We start from the raw sequence: 23197 nt of genomic DNA on the forward strand, positions 1-23197 counted from the left end.
ACAATCGGGCCATGTCTGATACCCCGAGCAGCTCGACGACCGCCTCGGCCGACGCCCCGTCAGCCCTCTGGGGGGCCGTCGAAGATCTGGTGCGCTGGCTGGACCGGGAGAGTGTGCTGCCGCCCGAACAGGAGCGGCTGCTGCGCATCCTGAAACTTTCGGAGGAGGCCGGCGAGGTCGCGCAGGCGGTCATCGGGGCCACCGGCCAGAATCCGCGCAAGGGCCACAGCCACACCTGGGACGACGTGCACAGCGAACTGTGCGATGTGATCCTCACGGCGATGGTGGCGCTGCGGACGCTGACGCCCGAGGCGCGAGGGGTGTTCGAGGGGCATCTGCGGCGGGTCGCGGAGCGGGTGCCGTCGCCGCGGGGCGGAGCCGGGGCCTGAGGGAGGGGCCTGAGGCAGGGGCCTGAGGCAGGCGGCCCGGCGGCCCGGCGAGCCGCCTGCCGTCAGCCGGCCCAGTGCGGGTCGCGCCCCGTCTCCGCCAGCAGGACGTCGAGGTCCGAGGCGCCCGGCGGTACGGGGACCGGTTCGGCGAAGACGTTCATCTTCCGGGCCGTCGGCGCCATTCGCGCGACCAGCGCCCGCAGCTCGGGCAGGCACTCCGCGGCCGGCGCGTACGCCTGGCCGGTCGCCCGCGCCACGTCCCAGGTGTGCACCGTCAGATCCAGCAGCACCATCGCCCCGACGGTCCGGGCCGGCAGCTGCATCCCGCCGCTGAGGCCCTCCTCCGCACCGGGCGCCGCCCAGGCCTCGGCCAGCCGCGCGGCCTCGTCCGCGAACCGGTCGGGCCACCGCGCCCCGTATTCGCCGAGCCGGTCGGGGGTGTGGCTGAAGTCCGCGTCCTTCTTGGCGGCCAGCGACCGGAAGGCGACGACCACATGGAAGAGGTGGTTGAGCAGCGCCCGCACGTCGTATGCGGCGCATGGCGTCGGCCGCTCCAGTTGGTCGTCGCGCACCCCGCGCAGTACGGGGAGCGCCGCCTGTGACGCGGCCTCCAGGAGCACGCTGATCGGCGCGATCGCGGGCGTTTCATCCGTAGTGTCAGTTACGTCTGTCATGCCGATGACGCTACGGGCGGCGGGCCGGCGGCGGCTTGAAGAAATGCGACAGTCCGGAGCCGTCGCGAGGGCCGCGGCCCGCTCTAGGATCCAGGACATGGCCGCTCCACGGCGCGACACCCGGGGCATCGTCGATGCCCCCGAGCTCTTCACCCGGGTGCGGTTTCGCCGCCGCACCCCCGCCGTGCCGCTGCGTCCGTACGTCGAGCACTACTGGCTGATCGACTGGGACCTGTCCGAGCCGTACGCCACGCATGTCGTCCCGCACCCGTGTGTGAACCTCGTCCTCCAGCGGTACGCCGACCGTCCCGCGTTCGGCGAGGTCGCGGGCGTGGGGCTGGAGCTGTTCTCGCAGAAGCTGGTGGGGCGCGGCCGGGTGTGCGGGGTGCAGTTCCGGCCCGGCGGGTTCCGGCCGTTCGCCCCGGAGCGGCCGGTCACGGACTGGACGGACCGCCGGCTGCCGCTGGCCACGGTCTTCGGGGGCATCGACGTGGCGCCCGCCGCGTCCGGCGCCGCGGCCGCCGTGCTGGGGCCGGACGACGAGGACGCCCGGGTGGCCGCACTGGACGCCGTTCTGACGCCGCTCCTACGGGCCGAGCCGCGGATCCTCGCCCAGGCCGATCTCGCCATGGGGCTGGCCGACCGGATCCGCACGGACCGTACGATCCGCCGTGTCGCGGACTTCGCACGGGCCGAGGGCCTGTCGGTACGGGCGCTACAGCGGCTGTTCGCCGGGTACGTCGGGGTCAGCCCCAAGTGGGTGCTGCTGCGCTACCGGGTCCATGAGGCACTGGAGCGCGCCGCGTCCGACGCGGAGGTCGACTGGCCCGCGCTCGCCGCCGAGCTGGGCTACAGCGATCAGGCGCATCTGATCCGCGATGTCACCGCGACGGTCGGGGTCCCGCCGACCGCGTACGCGCGCTGAGCCCGCGGCCGCACCCGCGAGCTCAGGGCCGTTCCGCGCCCGCGGATCTCAGGGCTGTTCCGCGCCCGCGGATCTCAGGGCTGTTCCGCCGTCAGATAGCGCTGGACGGTGGGGGCCAGCCAGGCGACGACCTCGTCGTGGCTGAGGCCGACGGCCGGCGGGAGGTGCAGGACGTAGCGGCACAGCGCCATGCCGAGGATCTGCGAGGCGATCAGGGCGGCGCGGGTCGGCGCCTCCTCGGGCACCGGGCTGACCGCGGCGAGGACCGGCCCCATCTGTTCGGCGAACACACCGCGCATCCGCTCGGCGCCCGCCTCATTGGTGACGCCGACGCGCATCATCGCCGTCAGGGTCTCGTCGCACTCCCAGCGCTCCAGGAAATGGCGTACGAGCCGGGCGCCGAGCTCTTCGCGCGGCACACGGGAGAGGTCCGGGACGCGCAGATCGATCTCGGAGGCGGCCGCGAAGAGGCCCTCCTTGTTGCCGTAGTAGCGCATCACCATCGACGGGTCGATGCGCGCGTCCTTGGCGATGGCGCGGATGGTGGCGCGTTCATAGCCGTCCGCGGCGAAGCGGTCCCTGGCGGCGGCCAGGATCGCGGCCCGGGTCGCGGCGGAGCGGCGGGGGCGCGCGGGGTCGGCATCGGGCGCGGTACCGGCGGCGGAGGGAGCGTGTTCGACCATGTCAACAACTGTAGGCCAACGACTGTTGACACGCCAGGCGGGACCGCCCTACGCTTGCCAACAAGCGTTGACCAACACGCGTTGGCATGGGAGGCGGAAGTCATGAACGGCATGAACGGCATGAACCGCAAGACGGGCGGCAGTGACACCGGGCCCGGCAAGGCCACCAGCACCTCCAAGGCTCACGAGGCCCGCGATGCGGACGTCATCGTCGTGGGCGCCGGCCCCACCGGCCTGCTGCTCGCCGGAGACCTCGCCGAGGCCGGCTTCGGCGTCACGCTCCTGGAGCGCCGCAACGACACCACCAGCAACCTCACCCGCGCCCTGGTCGTGCATGCCCGCACCCTGGAGCAGCTGGACGCCCGCGGACTCGCCGATGAGCTGGTCGCCGGCGGCCATCCGATATCCGACCTGCGCCTCTTCGGGCATGCCACCCTCGATCCGACCCAGCTCCCCTCCCGCTTCCCGTTCGTGCTGGTCACCCCCCAGTTCGAGGTCGAGCGGCTGCTGGAGCGGCGGGCCCGGCAGGCCGGCGTCACCTTCCGGTACGACTGTGAGGTGCTCGGCCTCGCTCAGGACGCGGAGGGCGTCACGGTGCGCCTCCACGACGCCGAGGGCACCGGCAGCGCCCGCGCCGCCTACGTCGTCGGCACCGACGGCGTCCGCAGCAGCGTCCGCGAGGCCATCGGCCAGCCCTTCCCCGGCAAGTCCGTGATCCGCTCCGTGGTGCTCGCCGATGTCCGGCTGGCCCAGGAGCCCGACTCCCCCTTCGTCGTGAACGCCAACGATGACGCGTTCGCCCTGATCGGCTCGTTCGGCGACGGCTGGTACCGCGTCATCGGCTGGAACCGCCACCATCAGCCCGCGGACGACGTACCCGCCGACCTCGACGAGGTCCGCGAGTTCACCCGGCTCGCCCTCGGCAATGACCACGGCATGCACGACGCCCGCTGGATCTCCCGCTTCCACAGCGAAGAGCGCCAGGTGCCCGAGTACCGCGTCGGCCGGGTCTTCCTCGCCGGTGACGCCGCCCATGTCCACTCCCCCGCCGGCGGCCAGGGCATGAACACCGGCCTCCAGGACGCCGCCAACCTCAGCTGGAAGCTGGCCGCGGTGCTCCGGGGCCACGCCCCCGACACCCTGCTGGACACCTACCAGAGCGAGCGCCACCCGGTGGGCAGGATGGTGCTGCGCAGCAGCGGCGCCATCGTCCGGCTCGCCCTGCTGCACACCAGGCCCGGACACGCCGTCCGCGCGCTCGCCGCCCAGCTCGTCAACCGCGTACGGCCGCTGTCCCGGCGCGCGATCCTCACCCTCTCCGGCATCGGTATCGCCTACCCCGCCGGGCCCGGCGCCCATCCGCTGGCCGGCCGCCGCGCCCCCGACTTCCGTCTGGCGGATGGCAGCCGCCTCTATGAACTCCTCCGCCGGGGCACGTTCGTCCTCATCACCCCCGCCGACGAACCCGCCGTCCCGCACGCTCCGACGAGCCAGGGGGACCCCCTCCGCCCCGCCGACGACCGCGTCCGCACCGCCTGCTGGCAGAGCGACCGCCGCACCGCGCTCCTCATACGCCCCGACGGCTATATCGCCTGGGCCACCGACGCCACCGCCCCCGCCGAGCGCGCCGCGGCGCTACGCACCGCGCTCATCCACTGGACCGGGGCGCAGCCCGCGGGCGCCTCCCTGCCCACCACCCCGATCACCACCCTCACCCCGGGAGCACATGCCGCAGATACGCCCGCGGATCGTTGAGATAGCGCCGCCAGTGGTCGACCAGCCCCAGCTCCGCCCACTCCACCGAGCGCATCCCGTGCTCACCGACCTCAACGATCTCGGCGCCGGGCAGCGCCGTCAGCAGCGGGGAGTGCGTGGCGCAGATGATCTGTGCGCCGCCACTCCCCAACTCGCCCATCAGCCCGACCAGTTCAAGACAGGAGGAGAAGGACAGCGCCGCCTCCGGCTCGTCCATCACATACAGCCCCCGCTGCGCGAACCGCTCCCGGAAGGCCATCAAGAAGCCCTCCCCGTGGCTCATGTCGTCCGGGGCCTGGGACAGACGCTGCGACTGCCGCTCCCGGCTCAGCGCATCCAGCGCCGTCTCGGCCCGCAGGAAGAACCCCCGCCGACGGACCCGCGGCCCGCGCACCATCCGGCGCCCCTCGCGCGTCGGATCGAACCGCATCAGACCGCCGAGCAGCGACGCCTCCCGCGAGCTGGCGTACTTGTAGCCGGCGGAGCCGCCGTACGAATCCAGCCCGAACCCCTCCGCCAGCGCCTCGGCCAGCGTCGACTTCCCCGAACCGTTCTCCCCCACCAGAAAAGTGACCGGAGCGCGAAACATCAGCCCCTCCTCGGCCAACTGGCGCACACACGGCACCGTCCAGGGCCAGCCGTCCTCGGCCGTCCCCTCGCCCTCCGGAAGGTCCACGTAAGCCCGTTCGATCAGCATGTCCCCGAAGCTCTCACACCCCACTGACACCCACCACGAGACCGCGGCCCGGCTCTGCACCCGGGCGGGCGGCCGCCCACCCTCCTTACGCTTTCCCCATGCTGATCGCCCGCTCCGCCGCCCTCTTCGTCGTCGCCGCCCTCTTCGAAATCGGCGGCGCCTGGCTCGTCTGGCAGGGGATCCGCGAGCACAGGGGCTGGGTCTGGATCGGCGCCGGAGTGCTCGCGCTCGGCGTGTACGGCTTTGTCGCCACCCTCCAGCCGGACGCCGAATTCGGCCGCATCCTCGCCGCGTACGGCGGTGTCTTCGTCGCCGGATCGCTGGCCTGGGGCATGGTCGCCGACGGCTACCGTCCCGACCGCTGGGACGTCATCGGCGCACTGATCTGCCTGGCCGGTATGGCAGTGATCATGTACGCCCCCCGAAGCCGCTGACCACACCTGCATATCCTGGCCGCGCAGCACCCTCCCCGGCTCGTGACGAGGAGGGGACCCCCATCGCCGCGAGGAGAGCGCCATGACCGCCGAGGCCCGTACCGCCGTCGTCACCGGAGCGAGCAGCGGCATCGGCGCCGCCACCGCGCGAGCGCTGGCCGCGGCCGGCTACCACGTCGTGCTCACCGCCCGCCGCAAGGACCGCGTCGAGGCGCTCGCCGCCGAACTCCCGCACGCCGAGGCCTATGCACTCGACGTCACCGACCGCGCCGCCGTCGACGCCTTCGCGGCCTCCCTGGACCGCTACCCCTCCATCGACGTACTGGTCAACAACGCCGGCGGCGCCCTCGGCGCCGAACCGGTCGCCACCGGCGACCCCGCCGACTGGCGCGCCATGTACGAGGTCAATGTGCTCGGTGTGCTCCATATGACGCAGGCGCTGCTGCCCGCGCTCACCGCCTCCGGCGACGGCACCGTCGTCGTACTCTCCTCCACCGCGGGGCACGGCACCTACGAGGGCGGCGGCGGATATGTCGCCGCCAAGCACGGCGCCCATGTCATCGCCGAAACCCTCCGCCTGGAGCTGTGCGGCGAGCCGGTGCGCGTCATCGAGGTCGCCCCGGGCATGGTCAAGACCGACGAGTTCGCCACCACCCGCTTCCGCGGCGACACCGCCAAGGCCGCCAAGGTCTACGAGGGCGTGGACCAGCCGCTCAGCGCGGAGGATGTCGCCGACACCATCACCTGGGCGATCACCCGCCCCGCCCACGTCAATATCGACCTCCTGGTCGTCCGCCCCCGCGCCCAGGCCTCCAACTCCAAGGTGCACCGCACCACTTGAGGCACCCGGCGGGCCCGCCCGCCGGCACCACCACCCTCCGGAATACGGGGCCTGGGTACACCCCCCAACCGGGTGTCCGGGCCCCGTGTCCCGGCCCGTTCCCCCCGCGACAGTGGACGCATGCCCTCCACCACGCACCAGGACCGCCGCCTGCGCACCGCCGCCTGGCTGCTCCCCCTCACCGCGGCAACCGTGCTCGTCACCTGCCAGGCCCTGACCGCCTACGTGCCGCCCGACCTGCACACCAGCCGCATCCCGCCACGCAGCGACCTGCACTTCGCCCTCCTGGTGGCGCACATCTTCACCGCCGCCATCGCCGTGCTCACCGGCCTCGCCCAGTCCTGGCCCTGGCTGCGCCGCCGCCACCCGGCCGCCCACCGCTGGACCGGCCGCGCCTACTTCTTCGCCGGCGTCTTCCCCTCGGCCCTGGTCGGCATCCCCGTCGTCTACTTCACCCCCCTGGGACTCAGCAACCAGCTGTCCCTGGGGGTCCTCGACGTTCTCTGGACCCTCACCGGCATCGCCGGCTACCGCGCCGCCCGCCCGCAAGCTCTCACGAGCAGGGGGGAGCCCCATCGCCGCTACGCCGACCACAGGGTGTGGATGATCCGCAACTACTCCCTCACCCTCGTCGCCATCACCTCACGCCTGATCCAGCCCCTGGTCGAACACCTCGTAGCGGCCCAGCTCTCCGACCCCGTCTCCTACGCCGGCAACCCGCTCGCCGCCACCCACGACATCGCCAGCACCACCTCCTGGACAGCCCTTGTCCTCAACCTGATCGCCGCCGAGTACCTGGTCCAGCGCCACACCAGGACAGCGGCCCGCAGACGCACAAAGGGCGGCACGGCGCACACCGCGCCGCGCCGCCCTTCTCCGGGCTCTTCGCTCAGCCCTTCACCCACACGACCTGCTTGAGCTTGGCGACGACCTCGACCAGGTCCCGCTGCTGATCGATGACCCTCTCGATCGGCTTGTAGGCGCCCGGGATCTCGTCCACCACACCGGAGTCCTTACGGCACTCCACACCCCGCGTCTGCTCCTCCAGGTCCTCGGTGGAGAACCGCAGGTCCATGCCGTCGTAGCGCTCCTCCGCCACATAGTTGTGGTGGCAGGAGATCATGAGAACTTCCCGCTGATCATTCACCACGGCCGCCACGGCGAGGTGTCGCAGCCGCACGGCGGGGTGTTCCCAGCGCCGGCCGTCCGGCTGCTCACCATCGACAAGGCGCAGATTCACCCATGGGTTGGTGTAGATCTGCCGCTCGCCGTACGTCTTCCACTGCATGCTCGCCGCCCCTCTCACGCGGGTACGGCATCCCGGACGGGGGCGCGGGCACACGGTGAGTGTCCCCAGGAGCCCCGGACCGCATCCAGTCCGGGGCTTGTCGATCACGTGCAGTGCTGGCCTTACGTGCGGGGGGAGAATCACGGCACGACGCCCCAGGGAGGTCCGGTGGCGGCCGGAGCGAAGCAGCCCACCGGTAGATACGGCGGCAGAACTGCTGGTGAACGACGCGCGGAGCGCCGGCAGCGGCTGCTCGACGCGGGACTGCAACTCTTCGGCGGCGGCCCCGGATACCGCGCCACGTCGGTGAGCGCCCTGTGCGAGGAAGCGGGCCTGTCCACCCGTCAGTTCGACGAGGAGTTCGGCGACCTCGAAGAGGTGCTCGCCGCGCTGCACGCTGCGCATCAACGAATGGGCCCAGGAGGCCGCGGTCGGCGCGCTCGCGGCGATGCCGGAGGGCGGCGTCGAGGAGCGCGCGGCCGCAGCATTCCGTTCGTACGCGAAGAACGCGACCACCGGGTGGCCGTGACGGCCTTCATCAGCGCGGTCAACGGCTGCTGCACGACTGGACAGCGGGCGCGATCGACGCCTCGCTGGACGAGATCGCCGACGAACTGCTGCTGATGTTCACCGGGCGAGTGATACCTGACCGACCCTCATTGCTACGTATCGTCCCGTGATTTCCGAATAACGATGAGCGGGCGTCAGTATGCCGTTGAAGAGGTTGGCGAAGGTGGGGTGGATGCCTCCAGGAATCGTCGGTGGCGGGACGGGGCAATTGTCCTACGCAGTCGCGATGAGGGAATTGTTCGAACTCCCCTGCGCTTTCCTCTACTTGAGTGCCGCCGCCGCCCAACCTGTTCATGCCGAGACGTCGACCGGACAATTCAGCGATAGGTCGATCTGTGAAACTAGCAGGATTAATAGGGCGAGTTGCGGACGGAGGACTCGAACCGCCCCGGCGACCTGACGGGCCCACAGGCGGTGATAGATTCGCCCGAACGGCAGTGCCAACTCGCCTGTCATTAGCGCGCGTTCACGGGGGATGGTTCGAGGGTGTCCATTAATCGCGATGGCTTTAAAGCCGATCCGGATGAGCTCAGGGCCGGGGCTTCAGATGTACTGAAATGTCTTAACCCGGCCAAGGGTGCCGATTTCTCAGCACTGAACGAGGACTTTGATGGTTCCGGGCAGGGTGAAAAGATCCTCGCCGATAAGTTCGAAACTTTTTGCGATACGTGGGAAGTGGCCTATCTCGTTCTCGGCGACCATGCCGGCGACATGTCGGACAAGCTAAAAAGCCAAGCGGACACCTACGAGCAAAACGAATCCCATACCGACGAGTATATGCAGTACATAAATCAGCATAAGAACGGTTCGGGACTGTAACAGCGGGGGATGGGCATGACGGAAGAGCTGGGCGAAACAAAAGACCCCAAGGGGCTCATCCCTGGCGACGCAGGGGCAATCGAGGGCGTCGCGCGGGCGCTGAAGAAACAATCCGGAAAATTCGAAACCGTTGCTCAGGGACTGGGCGCCGTACGAATATCCGGCTGGAACGGTGCGGCCAGCGACCAGTTCTGGGAAAAGCTTTCCGGTGAGAAGAAGAACTGGCTCTACGCTTCCGATGCGCTGTCCGACGCGGCTGGGGCGGTCAGTAGGTACGCCACGGCGTTGAGCGCGGCACAGGGGCAGGCGCGGGAGGCCATCGAGCTGTGGGACGGCGGCAATGAAAGCCAGGCCCAGCTGATTTTGAAAACCGCCCGCCAGAATCTGCGGGACGAAGCTGATTCGGCGGCGGGAAAACTGGGGGATGCGGCGGGAGGCGCTTCCGACGCGCCGTCCTGGCTGCAAAGGGCAGGCAAGACGGCCGAACAGCAAAAGGAATCAGGGAAGACCAACGTCACCCTCAAGGACTACGAATCCACCCCGCTGAGCGAACAGCACCAGAAGTTCTACGGCGCCTCGAAGCCTGACCCCGATGCGCCGCCCGCGGATCCCAATGCCAAAAAGCCCCGAGGCTTCGAGGCCAAGCTGTGGGAGCGGAAGGCCGAGGTGAACGCCTGGGAGAAGGGGGCCGAAGGCGAGTCGCAGTTCGGAGACGACGGGAAGGTATCCGGGAAGGCCGAGCTCAAACTTCTCGGGGCGGAAGGCTCGGTGGGCGCGTCGGTCAAGGACGGCAGACTCCAGGCCGGAGCCAGCGGTTCCGCGTACCTGGCGAAGGCCTCCGCGGAGGGCGGCGTCGAGTACGGCCCCGCCGCGGTCAAGGGTGACGCCTCGGCGTTCGTCGGCGCTGAAGCGACGGCGACCACATCCGTGGGCAAGGACGGAGTGCACGCGGGCGCCGAGGCGTTCGCGGGCGCCAAGGCGACTGCGAGCGCCCACGCGGACGTGGGCGGTATCGGGGCCGGTGCCACCGCGGAAGGGTGGGCCGGAGCCGGAGCTGCGGCCCATGCGGATGCCGGCATGAAGGACGGAAAGTTCGTCATCGGTGCCGATGTGGGCGTCGGGCTCGGACTCGGGGGCAAGGTTGGCTTCCAGATGGAGATCGACCCGCACAAGGTCGTCGACACGGTCAGCGACATCGGTGACAAGGTGGGTGAGGGCCTCGACGCCGTCGGCGATGGGCTGGATGCCATCAACCCCTTCGGATGACGCTGGCCTCGCATTTCGCACACTAGGAGTTGATCCACGATGGCGACCACACTGCCGGTAAAGATCGAATTTTCCCTGCCGGAGGGCTGGCAGCCGGCGCCCCCCGATGAGGTGGGCGCTCCCGGAGTGGCTTTCATCGCACTCCACCTCGAGTCGCAGGACAAGTTCACCGCTAATATCACGATCGCCGGTCAAATTCGGGACGAAACCGACCTTGTGGCAGTCGCGCACGAATCGGTCGAGCGGCTGCGTGAGGGGGCGACGGTGACCGTCGCCAAGCAGGCGCAGGGGGGGACCCCGGAATTGCCCGCGCTGACTCAAACGCTGCGGATCTCCACCACATTGCGCGGATTGCCCGTGGAGTTGGTCCAGAGCCAGGTCTACCTGCTCGTGCAGGATGCGCGCGACCCGTCCACACACGCAGTGATCGAGCTGGCGTTGACGGCCAAGCAGTCCCAGCTGGATCAGGTCGCGGAAGACTACGAGGAATTCGTCAAGTCCATTCGCCCGGCGGGCTTTGGCGCAGCGTAAGTCTTGGGCGGGCACCTCGACGCTCATGGGTGAGCCCCTCGCGATCCTCATCCGCGAGGGGCTCACCACGAACGCCGTCATTCAGGCGGGGTGTTATGCCTGCGCCGGCAAGCGGTCCAGGACGTCGCACAGATAGTTCAGCTTCTGTTCGATCTCTTCCGCCCGGAGCCGCCCCCGATGCCAGGTGAGCAGAAGGTTTTCCTGGAACCGGAGAGGCTGGCCCTTGGCGCGGGGGTCGGAGGTGAGGAACTGCGCCATGGAGCCGGTCAGGGCACTGCGCGCGAACTCTTCGTCGTTGGCGATCAGGCGAAATGCCTCGTCGAATGCGGGGTCGCCCAGCTCCATCACCTTGCCGCCACCGAACAGGGCGTCCGCGCGCGCGTTCACCTTGTCCACTGCCCGCGGCTTTTTGATGACCATCCGTGGTACGGGCGTCGGCATCGTCACGGCGAACACCGCGGAGTACAGCACCGAGTCCGGGCCGTCCGCGTTCATGTCGCGCGAGGTGTACTCGAAGCAGCTGATCGGGCGACCCCGGAATTCGCCGACGATGTGGTCCCGGATGGGGATATTGGTGCCCTTCATGGGAAGTGGGTCTCCCCCGCAGTAGCGGTCTCCCGCGCCGGGAACCCAAGCAGTGTGGCTCCAGCCCCGGGCCTCCACGAACTGGATGAGCTCTTCCCACTGTTGGGAGCTTCGGCCGTCCCTTTTGTTTCCGGACCGCCAGGCCCAGATGCAGAGTCCGAAGATAGCGGCCATCAACAGGATCATGCCGATGAAAATGAGTACTTCCCATGCCTCGTTCACGCGGCATGAGTATGTCGGACGGCGCGATGAACGCACGTGTCGGGGGTGGACGGCGGGTGGGTCACCCCCGTTTGCCCCGCTAACGGAATTGAGGGGAATACCTCGGGTGCGGTTATGTCGTGACGTGACAAGGACCTTACGGGTTGGGTGAGTTGTGCTGACCTGGGCGCGTGCGGTCTGTTCCCACCCTGCTTCGTCCGGCGTCTCTCGTGCACATCTCGGCGAGTTACTCGACGAGCTCGCTGTCCCGTGGGAGGCAACGCGTGACTCGGCGCTGCACGCGGAGCGTGGCGGACCGAGGCAGCGAGCGGCCGGGGCCGGGGCCGGGCGCAAGCCCAGGCCGGTACTGGTCGACCGGCTCCTGGTCACGCCGGTGCATCTGCGACACGGGCTGCCGCGCGCGGTACTGGCCGGGCTGTACGGGGGGATCGCTCCACCGTCTCCGCCGCGATCCGCCAGGTCCGCCCCCTACTCGCCGCCCGGGCCTTCGCCGTCCCCGGCCGGCCCGGGCTGCGGCTGCGCACGCTGGAGGACGTATTCGCCTACGCAGAGGCCGAGGGCGTCGAGCTGCGGATCAACGGCACCGAGACGCAAGTGCGCCGTCCGCAGGCGGGCCGGCCCGGCCGGAGGGCGTTCGTCTCCGGCAAGCGCAGGCAGAACACCATCAAGACCACAACGTTCAGTGACGGCCAGGGGCACATGCTGCTGTCCCGAGTCGTCCGCCCGGGCCGGATGCACGATCAGAGTGTGGTCCGCAGCGAGGGCATCTGCGAGCAGTTCCGCCTCCGCCCGACGGTGAAAGCCCAGGTCGACGCCGGATACACGGGCCTGGCCAAGGAGTTCCCCGACCAGGTCACCGCCCCGCCGAAAAAGCCGAAGGCCGACGCGTGCGACGGCGACAAGTACGTCCGGCGCGAGCGACGGCGCCGCGAGACCTACTACGCCGAGACCCACATGGCCATCGCCTCGCTCGTCTCCGACCGCGCCGCCAATCGGCCCACCTACCGCCCCAAGGTCGTCAGCCCTTCACACACACGACCTGCTTGAGCTTGGCGACGACCTCGACCAGGTCCCGCTGCTGATCGATGACCCTCTCGATCGGCTTGTAGGCGCCCGGGATCTCGTCCACCACACCGGAGTCCTTACGGCACTCCACACCCCGCGTCTGCTCCTCCAGGTCCTTGGTGGAGAACCGCTTCTTCGCGGCGTTCCGGCTCATCTTGCGGCCGGCTCCGTGAGAGGCGGAGTTGAACGAGGCGGCGTTTCCGAGGCCCTTGACGATGTACGAGCCGGTGCCCATCGAGCCCGGAATGATGCCGTACTCGCCGCTGCCGGCCCGGATCGCGCCCTTACGGGTCACCAGCAGGTCCATGCCGTCGTAGCGCTCCTCCGCCACATAGTTGTGGTGGCAGGAGATCACCGGCTCGAACGTCGGCCTGGCCTTCTTGAACTCCTTGCGGATGACGTCCTGGAAGAGCGCCATCATCACGTCCCGGTTGTGCTTGGCGTACTCCTGCGCCCAGAACAGGTCGTTGCGGTACGCCGCCATCGGCGGGGTGTCCGCGATGAAGACGGCGAGGTCGCGGTCGACCAGGCCCTGGTTGTGCGGCAGCTTCTGGGCCTGTCCCATGTGGAACTCGGCCAGCTCCTTGCCGATGTTCCGGGAGCCGGAGTGCAGCATCAGCCACACCGCGCCGTTGTCATCGAGACAGAACTCGATGAAGTGGTTGCCGGATCCCAGCGAACCCATCTGCTTCGTGGCACGTTCCTGACGGAATTTGACGGCTTCGGCGACCCCGTCGAACCGCGCCCAGAAGTCCCCCCACCCCGCCGTCGGGAAGCCGTGCAGCTGTCCGGGGTCGACCGGGGCGTCGTGCATCCCCCGGCCCACCGGGATCGCCTGCTCGATCTTCGAGCGGAGCCGGGAAAGATCACCGGGCAGGTCGTTGGCGGTGAGCGAGGTCTTCACCGCGCTCATTCCGCAGCCGATGTCGACACCGACCGCGGCCGGGCAGACCGCACCGCGCATCGCGATCACCGAGCCGACGGTGGCCCCCTTGCCGTAATGCACATCGGGCATCACGGCCAGGCCCTGGATCCACGGCAGGGTGGCGACGTTGCGCAGCTGCTCCATCGCGACGCCCTCCACCGTGGCCGGGTCCGTCCACATCCGGATCGGTACCTGCGCACCAGGCACTTCGACGTACGACATAACTTCCTCATTCCCCCGAATTTATGAAAAACGCAAAAGCCGGACAAGATATCCGATCTTGGACGGTGGACCGGCGTGCGCGGCAAGACGTGCGATAGACATTGTGTCCACCGGCCGCCACTCGGCGGCAACCACATTTCGTAGGGGAAGGAGCCGCGAACGATGCCACGTAAGCCGTTCGTACCCGGTGCCGCATGGGTTGCGGCCGCGGCGCTGGCCGTCGGCCTCACCGGCTGCACCGGCGGCTCCAGCACCGACGGTGGTGACGCCGACGCGAAGAGCGGTGACGCCGCCACCGCGAGCCAGGCCGCCGAACCGGGCCGCTATCAGACCCTCCCGGAGGCCTGCGGACTGCCCGCGCGCGGCACCGTGCGCGGCATGCTGCCCGGCGACGGCCAGCACCTGTCGCGCACCGAGGCCGAGAAGCTCTACGGCGGCCAGGCCGACATCACCTACGACACCGATCGCCGGGTCGGCTGCCGCTGGACCCGCGAGACCACCGCGGGCACCCGCCATCTGAGCCTCGACATCCAGCGCGTGGTCTCGTACGACGCCGCCGTGAGCGACGACGACAAGGCGCAGGGGATCTACGACAGCAAGGAGCTGGCCGCGCAGATCCCGCCCGGCGACACCGGCTCCGCTTCGCCCGCCGCGCCGACGCCCTCCGCCTCAAAGGGCAAGGGAGCCGGCGCGGACGCCCAGGCGAACACCCCGGCCACGTCGGGCACGTCCGGCAAGAAGGGGGCGGCGGCGTCCGGGAGCCCGTCGGGGTCGTCCGACCCGAGTGCGGACCCGAGCGGCTCCACCGCCCCGCGCGTCCTGGACGGCCTCGGGGACGCGGCGTTCCTCAATGACAGATTGATCACTGCGGACTCCGGTGTGCACCGTGATGTCACTGTGGTCTTTCGCACGTCGAACGTCATCGTGACGATCACTTATGACCAGTGGTCCACGGACAAGTCGATGTTGCCGGACAGCCAGGAACTGCAGGACAAGGCCCGTTCGCTGGCCGGCGAGCTGGTCGACAGCCTCAGCGAATAGTCCCGATAGGGCGGATTGGGCGACTCCGGAAAAAAGCGCTGAACGCCCGATTTGCACGTCGTTCTTGTCGACACGAACCGGCCACCCACCCCGCCGCGCCGCGTACCGTGCCGTCTAGCCCTGCCCCGTACGCGAGGCAGGGCGGCGAGCCCGCGGCCACCCCCACGGCCGCGCCACGCCGACCCGACGACGACGAACAGCGAAGGAACCATGCACCGTTCAGCCAAGCGACTCGCCAGCCTTCTCACCTGCGCAGCAGTACCGGTGCTGCTCGTCGCCGGCTGCTCCGGCTCGAGCAGCGACAGCTCCGGTGACGCCTCCTCCTCCGCCAGCTCCAGCGGCTCGGTCAAGCCGTCGCCGACCGTCGCGCCCGCGAAGTTCAAGAAGCTGCCGAACCCCTGTGAGGCGTTCTCCAAGGGCACCATCAAGAAGATGCTGCCCAAGGTGAAGGACGCGTCCGGCGAGCAGGGCAAGTCCACGGACAACTCCGCGCACGGCACCTGCTCGTGGAACAGCTCCGACGAGAACGGTGTCGACGGCACCCAGTTCCGCTGGCTGGACATCGGCTACCAGCGCTACGACTCGGACCCCGGCGTCGGCTCGGCCGAGAAGCGCGCCACGGAGTTCTACACCAAGCAGGTCGCCGACGCGAAGGGCGTCTCGGGCGCCAGGAAGCTGAAGACGGTCAACACCTCCGGCACCGGCGACGAGGCGACCGCGATCACGTACGACGCGAAGAAGGAGGGCAACACGTTCAAGAACACGACGATCGTTGCCCGTACGTCCAACATCGTCGTCACGATCAACTACAACGGGGCGGGCCTGGCCGGCGCCGACACCCCGAAGGGCGCCGACCTGCTGAAGGACGCCCAGGCCGCCGCCAAGGAGGCGGTCGCCGCCGCCACCAAGGCGAACGGCTGACCGCAGCACCGATCACCACTCCCGGGCCCTCTCCGGCCACGGCCGAGGTACCTCCCGGCGTCGCCGGGGGGCGGGTGTGCCACGCTAGGCCCGCCATTTCGCCGAGCCGGGGAGGGACCGCGGGTGTCCGCGACGCAGACGGCGCAGTTGACTCGTACCCACCGCATCCTGATCGGTGTGGTCATCGCCGGGGCGGCATTGATCGCGGCCATCGGGTTCACCGGCTCCTACACGGCGGTGCGCGAGCTGGCCGAGAAGAAGGGCTTCGGCAGCTTCTCGGCCGTCTTCCCGATCGGCATCGACGCCGGCATCGTGGTGCTGCTGGCGCTGGATCTGCTGCTCACCTGGATCCGTATCCCCTTCCCGCTGCTGCGCCAGACGGCATGGCTGCTGACGGCCGCCACGATCGCGTTCAACGGCGCGGCGGCCTGGCCCGACGCGCTGGGCGTCGGGATGCATGCGGTCATCCCGCTGCTGTTCGTCGTGGCCGTGGAGGCCGCCCGGCACGCGATCGGCCGGATCGCCGACATCACGGCCGACAAGCACATGGAAGGCGTGCGGCTCACCCGCTGGCTGCTCGCCTTCCCCTCCACCTTCCGGCTGTGGCGCCGGATGAAGCTGTGGGAGCTGCGCTCGTACGACCAGGTCATCCAGCTGGAGCAGGACCGTCTCGTCTACCAGGCGCGGCTTCGGGCGCGCTATGGGCGTGCCTGGCGCCGCCGGGCCCCCGTCGACGCGATGATGCCGCTGCGGCTGGCGCGGTACGGCGTCCCGCTGGCGAAGACCGCGTCGGCCGGGCTCGCCGCGGCGGGCATCGAAGCGCCGGTGGCGGCGACGGCGGGGGTGGACGCGGCCGGCCGGCCGCCGGCCCTGGAGCCGCGCACGGCGAGCGAGCCGGTGAGCGGGCCCGCGGGCGGGCCGAGGGGCGCGGAGCGGCCAGGAAGCGCCGATGCGCCCGTACGGGACGAGCGGCTCGTACATGACGAGCAGCCCGTACGCGCCGCCGATGTGCCGGTACATGACGATGCGCCGCTACAGGACCTGACTCCCGAGCCGGTGCACCAGGCCGCCCCCGACCCCGGGTACGCCCCGGCCCCCGCGGCCGAACAGGCCTCCGGCGCCCCCCAGTTGACCGTCCCGGTCGGCCCCGGCCGCAGCCGGCCGCTGGGCAGTGCGGGCGACCCGCTGCCGATCCCCGAGCAGCGCGGGCACGCCCCCGAAACCGGGCCCGCGCCCGAACTCCCCCTGGAGACCGAGCAGTTGCCCCCGGTCTCCGCGCTCCCCGACGACGTCCCGCGCGAGCAGGCGTACTACACGGCCTTCCGTGCCTACGTGGGCGAGAAGAACGTGATGCCCGACTCCCATCAGTTCGGCCGCTATCTGCTGAACTACTACGGGGTCACGGGACGGGACGGCGGCCCGCTGAGCGAGGGCTATCTGCGCTCATTCGTCAAGGACTTCAAGGCCCGCTTCCGTATGGAGATGGAGAGCGAGCACATCCCGTAAGGGGTGACGAAGGCGGCCGGCAGCGGCTAAGCCGCGCCCGAACCGACCTGCTTCCGCTTCCGCTTCTTGTCCATGTCGCCCCACACGGCCAGCGCCGCGCCGGCCGCAACCATGCCGAGGTAGGCGACCGACGGCAGGTCGAACCAGTGGGGCAGCAGCCCCCAGGCGCCGTCGGAGAACGTCTGGCCGATGAAGCCCATCGCCCCTTGGATCATGACGATGAAGCCGATGAATCCTCTCATCGCTCCAGAATGAAGGGTTCGGCCCCGGGGATCCTCATCCCCGGGGCCGAACCCTTGTCAGCCCTGAGTCGCACGCCCGCGCCGGGGCCTACGACTCAGTGGCGAACTGCCGGCTCACCGGCGGGCCGTCAGCCGCCGAGCAGCTTGCGCACCCGGTCGGCGCCGACGGCCAGCAGCAGAGTGGGCAGCCGCGGCCCGGTGTCCCGGCCGACCAGCAGGTGGTAGAGCAGGGCGAAGAACTCGCGCTGGGCCGCCTTGAGCTCGGGGGTCGGCTTGGCGTCCGGCTCCAGACCTGCCTGGATCTTCGGCACGCCGTAGACCAGGGTGGTCAGGCCGTCCAGCGACCAGTGCTCGTCCAGACCGTCGAGCAGCAGCCGCAGCGAGCCGCGGGCCCGCTCGTCGAGGGTGGCGAGCAGCTCCTCGTCGGGCTCGTCCCGGACGATGGTGCGCTGGTCGGCCGGCACCTGGGTGGTGATCCAGTACTCGGCCTTGTCGAGCCGCGGCCGGGTCTCGTCGAGCGAGGTGACCGGGTTGTCGGGGTCGAGTTCACCGAGGATGCGCAGCGTCTGCTCGTCGTGTCCCGCGGTGATGTCCATGACCGAGGCCAGGGTGCGGTACGGCAGCGGGCGCGGGGTGGTGGGCAGCGGGCCGGCCGCGGTGCCGATGGCACGGGTGTAGGCGGCGGCGTCGGCGGGCTGGGCCGCGCCGTCGGCGACCTTGGACGCCAGCTTGTCCCACTCGTCGTAGAGCCGCTGGATCTCCTGGTCGAAGGCGATCTTGAAGGACTGGTTGGGCTTGCGGCGGGCGTAGAGCCAGCGCAGCAGCGGCGCCTCCATGATCTTCAGCGCATCGCCCGGGGTGGGCACACCGCCCTTGGAGGAGGACATCTTGGCCATGCCGCTGATGCCGACGAAGGCGTACATCGGGCCGATGGGCTGGACGCCGTCGAAAATCTCGCGGACGATCTGGCCGCCGACCACGAAGGACGAGCCGGGCGAGGAGTGGTCGACACCGGACGGCTCGAAGATCACGCCCTCGTACGCCCAGCGCATCGGCCAGTCGACCTTCCAGACCAGCTTGCCGCGGTTGAACTCGCTCAGCCGGACCGTCTCGCCGAAGCCGCACGCCGTGCAGGTGTAGACGAGCTCGGTGCTCTCGTCGTCGTACGAGGTGACGGTGGTGAGGTCCTTCTCGCACTGCCCGCAGTAGGGCTTGTACGGGAAGTAGCCGGCCGAGCCGCCGCTGCCGTCGTCCTCGCCGGCCGCGCCGGAGCCTTCGGCGGCCTCCAGCTCGGCCTCGTCGACGGGCTTCTGCGACTTCTTCGCCGGGGCCTTCTTGGTGCGGTACTGGCCAAGGATCGCGTCGATCTTCGCGCGGTGCTTCATCGCGTGCAGGATCTGCTCGCGGTAGACGCCCGAGGTGTACTGCTCGGTCTGGCTGATGCCGTCGTACTCGACGCCCAGCTCGGCGAGCGCCTCGATCATGGCGGCCTTGAAGTGCTCCGCCCAGTTCGGATACGCCGAGCCGGCCGGTGCCGGGACCGAGGTCAGCGGCTTGCCGATGTGCTCGGCCCAGGACTCGTCGATGCCCGCGACGCCGGCCGGGACCTTGCGGTAGCGGTCGTAGTCGTCCCAGGAGATCAGGTGGCGGACCTCGTATCCGCGGCGGCGGACCTCGTCGGCGACCAGGTGCGGGGTCATGACCTCGCGGAGGTTGCCGAGGTGGATCGGGCCGGAGGGGCTCAGGCCCGAGGCGCAGACGATGACCGGTGCGGAAGAAGCACCTGGCGTCACTTTGCCGGGGGCGCGGCGCTCCGCCTCGGCAATGACCTCGTCCGCGAACCTGGAGACCCAGTCGGTCTCGGTGCTCTGCTGAGCCACGATCGGCCCTTCCTCTTCCTGGTGCTTCCTCTTGCGCCTGTGGCGCCGTGCGACGCACAACAGCCTGACGCCGCACAAAAGCCTGACGGAGCCATTCTCCCAGACGCCGCCCGGACAGAAATTCGGTGGTGTCGCCGTGGGATACTCATTGGCAAACCCTTTCCGCTCCGGCTCCGACGACATCTCCCTCTAGAAGAGAGCTCTTCTCCATGGCCTCGGTCACTTCCCTCGCAGCTTCGGTCCATCAGCGCGTCGCGGACGCCCTCTCGGCAGCCCTGCCGGAGGCCGGCGCCGTCGACCCGCTGCTGCGACGAAGCGACCGGGCCGACTTCCAGGCCAACGGGATGCTGGCGCTGGCCAAGAAGCTCAAGGGCAATCCGCGGGAGCTGGCCGCGCAGGTCGTCGCCGGCATCCCGACCGGGGAGAGCGGCGCGGTGATCAAGGAGATCGAGGTCTCCGGTCCCGGCTTCCTCAACATCACCATTGCCGACGAGGCGATCACCAAGACCCTCGCCGAGCGCGCCGCCGACGCCCGCCTGGGCGTGCCGTACGCCGACGAGGCCGGCACCACGGTGATCGACTACGCCCAGCCGAATGTCGCCAAGGAGATGCACGTGGGGCATCTGCGGTCGGCGGTGATCGGCGCGGCGATGGTCGAGATCCTGGAGTTCACCGGCGAAAAGGTGGTCCGCCGGCATCACATCGGCGACTGGGGCACCCAGTTCGGCATGCTCATCCAGTACCTGATCGAGCACCCGCACGAGCTGGACCACAAGGGCGGTGAGGTCTCCGGCGAGGAGGCCATGTCCAATCTGAACCGCCTCTACAAGGCCTCGCGGGCGCTCTTCGACGCCGACGAGGAGTTCAAGGAGCGGGCCCGGCTCCGGGTCGTCGACCTACAGGCCGGCGACGAGGAGACGCTGGCCCTGTGGCGGCGGTTCGTCGACGAGTCGAAGATCTACTTCTACTCGGTCTTCAACAAGCTCGACATGGACATCCGCGACGCGGACGTCGTCGGCGAGTCCGGCTACAACGACATGCTCGAAGAGACCTGCCGGATCCTGGAGGAGACCGGTGTCGCGGTCCGCTCCGACGGCGCGCTGTGTGTCTTCTTCGACGATGTGAAGGGCCCGGACGGCAACCCCGTCCCGCTGATCGTCAAGAAGTCCAACGGCGGCTACGGCTACGCGGCCACCGACCTCTCGGCGATCCGCGACCGGGTCCAGAACCTCGGCGCCGACAGCCTGCTGTACGTCGTCGACGCCCGCCAGTCGCTGCACTTCAAGATGGTCTTCGAGACCGCGCGGCGGGCCGGCTGGCTGAACGACAAGACGCACGCCGTCCAGCTCGCGTTCGGCACGGTCCTGGGCAAGGACGGCAAGCCGTTCAAGACCCGTGAGGGCGAGACGGTGCGGCTGGTGGATCTGCTGGACGAGGCGATCGACCGGGCGACGGCGGTGGTGCGGGAGAAGGCCGAGAAGGTGGGCCTGACCGAGCAGGAGATCGTCGAGAACGGCCGGTCGGTCGGCATCGGCGCGGTGAAGTACGCCGACCTGTCGACGTCCGCGTCGCGGGACTACAAGTTCGATCTGGACCAGATGGTCTCGCTCAACGGCGACACGTCCGTCTATCTCCAGTACGCGTACGCCCGTATCCGGTCGATCCTGCGCAAGGCGGGCGACACGAAGCCGGCCGCCCACCCCGAGCTGGAGCTCGCCCCGGCCGAGCGCGCGCTCGGTCTGCACCTGGACCAGTTCGCCGAGGTGCTGGCCGAGGCCGCCGCGTCGTACGAGCCGCACAAGCTGGCCGCGTACCTCTACCAGCTGGCCTCGCACCTGACCACGTTCTACGACCAGTGCCAGGTGATCAGCGCCGACAACCCGGTCGAGGTCGTCGAGAACCGTCTCTTCCTCGTCGACCTCACCGGTCGCACCCTCCACCAGGGCATGGCCCTGCTCGGCATCCGTACGCCCGAGCGCCTCTGAGCCCCGGAGCCGCTCAGGCTCCTGCCACAACGGCCCCGTACAGCACAGCTGCTGTACGGGGCCGCTCCACAAGAACCTCGCCGTCAGCCGGTCGGCACGTCCAGATACGACGGCCTGGCCCGGGGTGAGCTGACGGTGAGGGTGCCGCCGGAGCCGTTGGCGTCGCCGTAGAGCGGATCCTTGGTGTCGACGACCAGCATCAGCCGGTGGCCCGTCGGGATGTCGTACGCGGCGGCCTGCAGGGTGATGTCGGCGGTGACGGGCCGGCCCGCACGGCCGTCCGGCGAGGTGAACGGCGCATGCGTGATGATGTGCGCCTTGTCGTTCTCGTCGACGTCGAAGAGGTGGGCGATGACGGTCGACCCCGCCGTGCCGGGCGTATAGGTCAGCCGCAGCTTGGGGGCGCCGCGCAGCCGGGTGGTGGCCTGTACGGGCGCGCCGGTCCATACGGCCGCGTGCCGACGGGAGATGGTGCGGGTCCGGTACGTCTTCGGCAGGCCCGCCATCTCCTCGTAGCCCGCGACGAAGACGAGGTGGCCCGCGGCGCTCGCGGTGGTGTCCGTGCCGGAGGTGAAGGGCATCCGCCAGCCGGTCGACGGCGCGGCGCTCAGAGTGCCGTCCGTGCCGTTGCCGTCCCTGCCACCGTGGTCCGGTGCCGTCAGGTTGAGGCGCTCGGTGCGCTCGGTGAAGGCGCCCCAGGTGGGCCGGGTCTCGCGCAGCCAGGGCCAGTACTTCCACATCACCTGGCTGTTGACCTGGCCCTCGGTGTCGATACCGTTCCGCTCGCCCTTGAGGAAGCGGTCGAACCAGCGCCTGGCGTCGTTGGTGACGTGGTTGGGCAGGCCGCCCAGGCCGGTCATCTCCGGGCCCGCGTGGTCCCCGATCGACATGTCGATCCGCTTCGGGCCGGTGAGGCTGTTGAACGCCTTCAGCGACTGGTTGGCGGGGAACAGCGTCTCGTGCCACGCCTGGGCGTAAAGGACCGGCACCCGGCGCTTGTTGAGCTGCTTGACATAGGTCTGCGGGGAGCGCTGCTTCGCCCAGGCCAGCGCCTGGGGGATGTTGCGGTCGGCGAGGATGTCGGCGAAGACCTGGCGGGTCCGGGCGCTGAGCCGGGCGTTGCCCGCGACGGTCCGCAGGGCCCGTACGGAGGCGAGATGGCGGGTGTGGTTCTCGTAGAACGCCTCGCCCAGGTCGCCCCAGGTGCTCAGCGCGGCGACGGCGTCCACCCGAGAGTCGTGCGCGGCGATCAGCTGGCTCAGGCCCGAGCCGTACGACAGGCCCGCGAAACCCACCTTGGTGGTGCGGCCCGGCGCGTGCGCGAGGAGATAGTCCAGCGCCTTCGAGCCGTCCTGGACGTCCAGGGGGCCACCCGCGTCGACCTCGCCCTCCGAGGAGCCGAAGCCGCGCGCGGAGTAGGCGAGGACGTTGTAGCCGGCCAGCGCGTACTTCGTTGCCATGGCCGCGTAGGTGTGCCAGCCGAACTGCGTCCAGGGGGACGGCAGGATGATCGCGGGGCGGGGCGTGCTGTCCGGGTGGATCCAGGCGGCGCCGTCCAGCTTGTCGCCGTTGACGCCGGGGATCTTCACCAGCTGGAAGGGGGCCACGACCGATACCGGGGCCGACGGCGATGCCGATGGCCGGGCCTCGGCTACGGCGGAGGTGGCTATGGATAAGGCAAGCGCGGTGGCCGGAACCACCGCGCATCGGGCCATGCGGGAACGTAACACG

22 protein-coding genes and 3 pseudogenes are annotated in these 23197 nt (G+C 69.8%); 15 read left to right on the plus strand and 10 right to left on the minus strand.

Annotated elements, in window-relative coordinates; genetic code table 11:
* The first annotated feature begins 11 nt into the window (after nt 1-11).
* Nucleotides 12-389 (plus strand): MazG-like family protein, encoded by a 378-nt coding sequence (locus tag KI385_RS21105; RefSeq protein ID WP_238573759.1) that lies wholly within the window; start codon nt 12-14, stop codon nt 387-389.
* A 62-nt stretch (nt 390-451) separates the two neighbouring features.
* Here the strand turns inward: KI385_RS21105 and KI385_RS21110 are convergent, their stop codons facing one another.
* Entirely contained in the window at nt 452-1063 is a 612-nt protein-coding gene (locus KI385_RS21110; RefSeq protein ID WP_238573760.1) for a TIGR03086 family metal-binding protein, read from the minus strand.
* Nucleotides 1064-1160: 97 nt separating this feature from the next.
* On the opposite strand from KI385_RS21110, the gene KI385_RS21115 reads away from it, so the two are divergent.
* A complete protein-coding gene (locus tag KI385_RS21115) occupies nt 1161-1988 on the plus strand; it encodes a helix-turn-helix domain-containing protein (protein WP_238573761.1) in 828 nt (275 codons plus the stop codon).
* Between the two features lie 74 nt (nt 1989-2062).
* Here the strand turns inward: KI385_RS21115 and KI385_RS21120 are convergent, their stop codons facing one another.
* Nucleotides 2063-2671: a TetR/AcrR family transcriptional regulator gene (locus KI385_RS21120; protein WP_238573762.1), complete on the minus strand. Its 609-nt coding sequence runs from the start codon at nt 2669-2671 to the stop codon at nt 2063-2065.
* A gap of 111 nt (nt 2672-2782) precedes the next feature.
* On the opposite strand from KI385_RS21120, the gene KI385_RS21125 reads away from it, so the two are divergent.
* Entirely contained in the window at nt 2783-4426 is a 1644-nt protein-coding gene (locus tag KI385_RS21125) for an FAD-dependent monooxygenase (protein ID WP_238577776.1), read from the plus strand.
* Here KI385_RS21125 and KI385_RS21130 read toward each other — a convergent pair.
* A complete protein-coding gene (locus KI385_RS21130) occupies nt 4383-5123 on the minus strand; it encodes an AAA family ATPase (RefSeq protein WP_238573763.1) in 741 nt (246 codons plus the stop codon). The genes KI385_RS21125 and KI385_RS21130 overlap by 44 nt on opposite strands.
* Before the next feature lie 98 nt (nt 5124-5221).
* Between KI385_RS21130 and KI385_RS21135 the strand changes: the two genes are divergently transcribed.
* The 3 genes from KI385_RS21135 (at nt 5222) to KI385_RS21145 (ending at nt 7316) form a co-directional block, all read left to right on the plus strand.
* Nucleotides 5222-5557, plus strand: coding sequence for a YnfA family protein (locus KI385_RS21135; RefSeq protein WP_238573764.1), 336 nt, complete (start codon nt 5222-5224; stop codon nt 5555-5557).
* Nucleotides 5558-5639: 82 nt separating this feature from the next.
* Entirely contained in the window at nt 5640-6398 is a 759-nt protein-coding gene (locus tag KI385_RS21140; RefSeq protein WP_238573765.1) for an SDR family NAD(P)-dependent oxidoreductase, read from the plus strand.
* Between the two features lie 120 nt (nt 6399-6518).
* Nucleotides 6519-7316: a DUF2306 domain-containing protein gene (locus KI385_RS21145; protein ID WP_238573766.1), complete on the plus strand. Its 798-nt coding sequence runs from the start codon at nt 6519-6521 to the stop codon at nt 7314-7316.
* Here the strand turns inward: KI385_RS21145 and KI385_RS21150 are convergent.
* Both KI385_RS21150 and KI385_RS21155 read right to left on the minus strand, forming a co-directional pair.
* Nucleotides 7288-7521 (minus strand): annotated as a pseudogene (locus tag KI385_RS21150) (RtcB family protein); the annotation flags it as partial. The gene KI385_RS21145 and the pseudogene KI385_RS21150 sit on opposite strands and share 29 nt — an antisense overlap.
* Nucleotides 7512-7686 (minus strand): annotated as a pseudogene (locus KI385_RS21155) (NUDIX hydrolase); the annotation flags it as partial. The pseudogenes KI385_RS21150 and KI385_RS21155, both read right to left, overlap by 10 nt.
* A 168-nt stretch (nt 7687-7854) precedes the next feature.
* Between KI385_RS21155 and KI385_RS21160 the strand changes: the two are divergent.
* From KI385_RS21160 to KI385_RS21175, 4 genes and pseudogenes are all read left to right on the plus strand, one after another.
* Nucleotides 7855-8366 (plus strand): annotated as a pseudogene (locus KI385_RS21160) (TetR/AcrR family transcriptional regulator).
* Between the two features lie 376 nt (nt 8367-8742).
* Nucleotides 8743-9075 (plus strand): hypothetical protein, encoded by a 333-nt coding sequence (locus KI385_RS21165; RefSeq protein ID WP_238573767.1) that lies wholly within the window; start codon nt 8743-8745, stop codon nt 9073-9075.
* A 15-nt stretch (nt 9076-9090) separates the two neighbouring features.
* A complete protein-coding gene (locus tag KI385_RS21170; protein ID WP_238573768.1) occupies nt 9091-10341 on the plus strand; it encodes a putative T7SS-secreted protein in 1251 nt (416 codons plus the stop codon).
* Nucleotides 10342-10380: 39 nt separating this feature from the next.
* Nucleotides 10381-10872 (plus strand): hypothetical protein, encoded by a 492-nt coding sequence (locus KI385_RS21175; RefSeq protein WP_238573769.1) that lies wholly within the window; start codon nt 10381-10383, stop codon nt 10870-10872.
* Between the two features lie 93 nt (nt 10873-10965).
* Here the strand turns inward: KI385_RS21175 and KI385_RS21180 are convergent, their stop codons facing one another.
* The gene (locus tag KI385_RS21180; RefSeq protein WP_238573770.1) at nt 10966-11679 is read right to left on the minus strand and encodes a hypothetical protein; all 714 of its coding nucleotides are present in this window, start codon (nt 11677-11679) and stop codon (nt 10966-10968) included.
* A 594-nt stretch (nt 11680-12273) separates the two neighbouring features.
* Between KI385_RS21180 and KI385_RS44220 the strand changes: the two genes are divergently transcribed.
* Nucleotides 12274-12726 carry a transposase family protein gene (locus tag KI385_RS44220; RefSeq protein WP_342593466.1) on the plus strand — a complete coding sequence of 151 codons (453 nt, stop codon included), beginning with the start codon at nt 12274-12276 and terminating at the stop codon, nt 12724-12726.
* Here the strand turns inward: KI385_RS44220 and KI385_RS21190 are convergent.
* Entirely contained in the window at nt 12698-13891 is a 1194-nt protein-coding gene (locus KI385_RS21190) for an RtcB family protein (protein ID WP_238573771.1), read from the minus strand. The two genes, KI385_RS44220 and KI385_RS21190, sit on opposite strands and share 29 nt — an antisense overlap.
* 162 nt (nt 13892-14053) lie before the next feature.
* Between KI385_RS21190 and KI385_RS21195 the strand changes: the two genes are divergently transcribed.
* The 3 genes from KI385_RS21195 (at nt 14054) to KI385_RS21205 (ending at nt 17359) form a co-directional block, all read left to right on the plus strand.
* On the plus strand, nt 14054-14932 hold the full coding sequence (locus tag KI385_RS21195) for a hypothetical protein (RefSeq protein WP_238573772.1): 879 nt from the start codon (nt 14054-14056) through the stop codon (nt 14930-14932).
* Nucleotides 14933-15142: 210 nt separating this feature from the next.
* Entirely contained in the window at nt 15143-15853 is a 711-nt protein-coding gene (locus KI385_RS21200) for a DUF3558 family protein (RefSeq protein ID WP_238573773.1), read from the plus strand.
* A gap of 147 nt (nt 15854-16000) precedes the next feature.
* Entirely contained in the window at nt 16001-17359 is a 1359-nt protein-coding gene (locus KI385_RS21205) for a DUF2637 domain-containing protein (protein ID WP_425357085.1), read from the plus strand.
* 26 nt (nt 17360-17385) lie between these two features.
* On the opposite strand, the gene KI385_RS21210 is transcribed toward KI385_RS21205, so the two are convergent.
* Both KI385_RS21210 and lysS read right to left on the minus strand, forming a co-directional pair.
* A complete protein-coding gene (locus KI385_RS21210; RefSeq protein WP_238573775.1) occupies nt 17386-17601 on the minus strand; it encodes a hypothetical protein in 216 nt (71 codons plus the stop codon).
* A gap of 128 nt (nt 17602-17729) precedes the next feature.
* Nucleotides 17730-19481 (minus strand): lysine--tRNA ligase, encoded by a 1752-nt coding sequence (lysS, locus tag KI385_RS21215; RefSeq protein WP_238573776.1) that lies wholly within the window; start codon nt 19479-19481, stop codon nt 17730-17732.
* A 209-nt stretch (nt 19482-19690) separates the two neighbouring features.
* On the opposite strand from lysS, the gene argS reads away from it, so the two are divergent.
* Nucleotides 19691-21466 (plus strand): arginine--tRNA ligase, encoded by a 1776-nt coding sequence (gene argS / locus KI385_RS21220; RefSeq protein WP_238573777.1) that lies wholly within the window; start codon nt 19691-19693, stop codon nt 21464-21466.
* Nucleotides 21467-21549: 83 nt separating this feature from the next.
* Here argS and KI385_RS21225 read toward each other — a convergent pair whose 3' ends face one another.
* A complete protein-coding gene (locus tag KI385_RS21225) occupies nt 21550-23073 on the minus strand; it encodes a CocE/NonD family hydrolase (RefSeq protein ID WP_238573778.1) in 1524 nt (507 codons plus the stop codon).
* Nucleotides 23074-23197: the final 124 nt, after the last annotated feature.

Source organism: Streptomyces inhibens (genome assembly GCF_022221585.1).
In the GTDB taxonomy this organism is placed as follows: Bacteria; Actinomycetota; Actinomycetes; order Streptomycetales; family Streptomycetaceae; genus Streptomyces; species Streptomyces inhibens.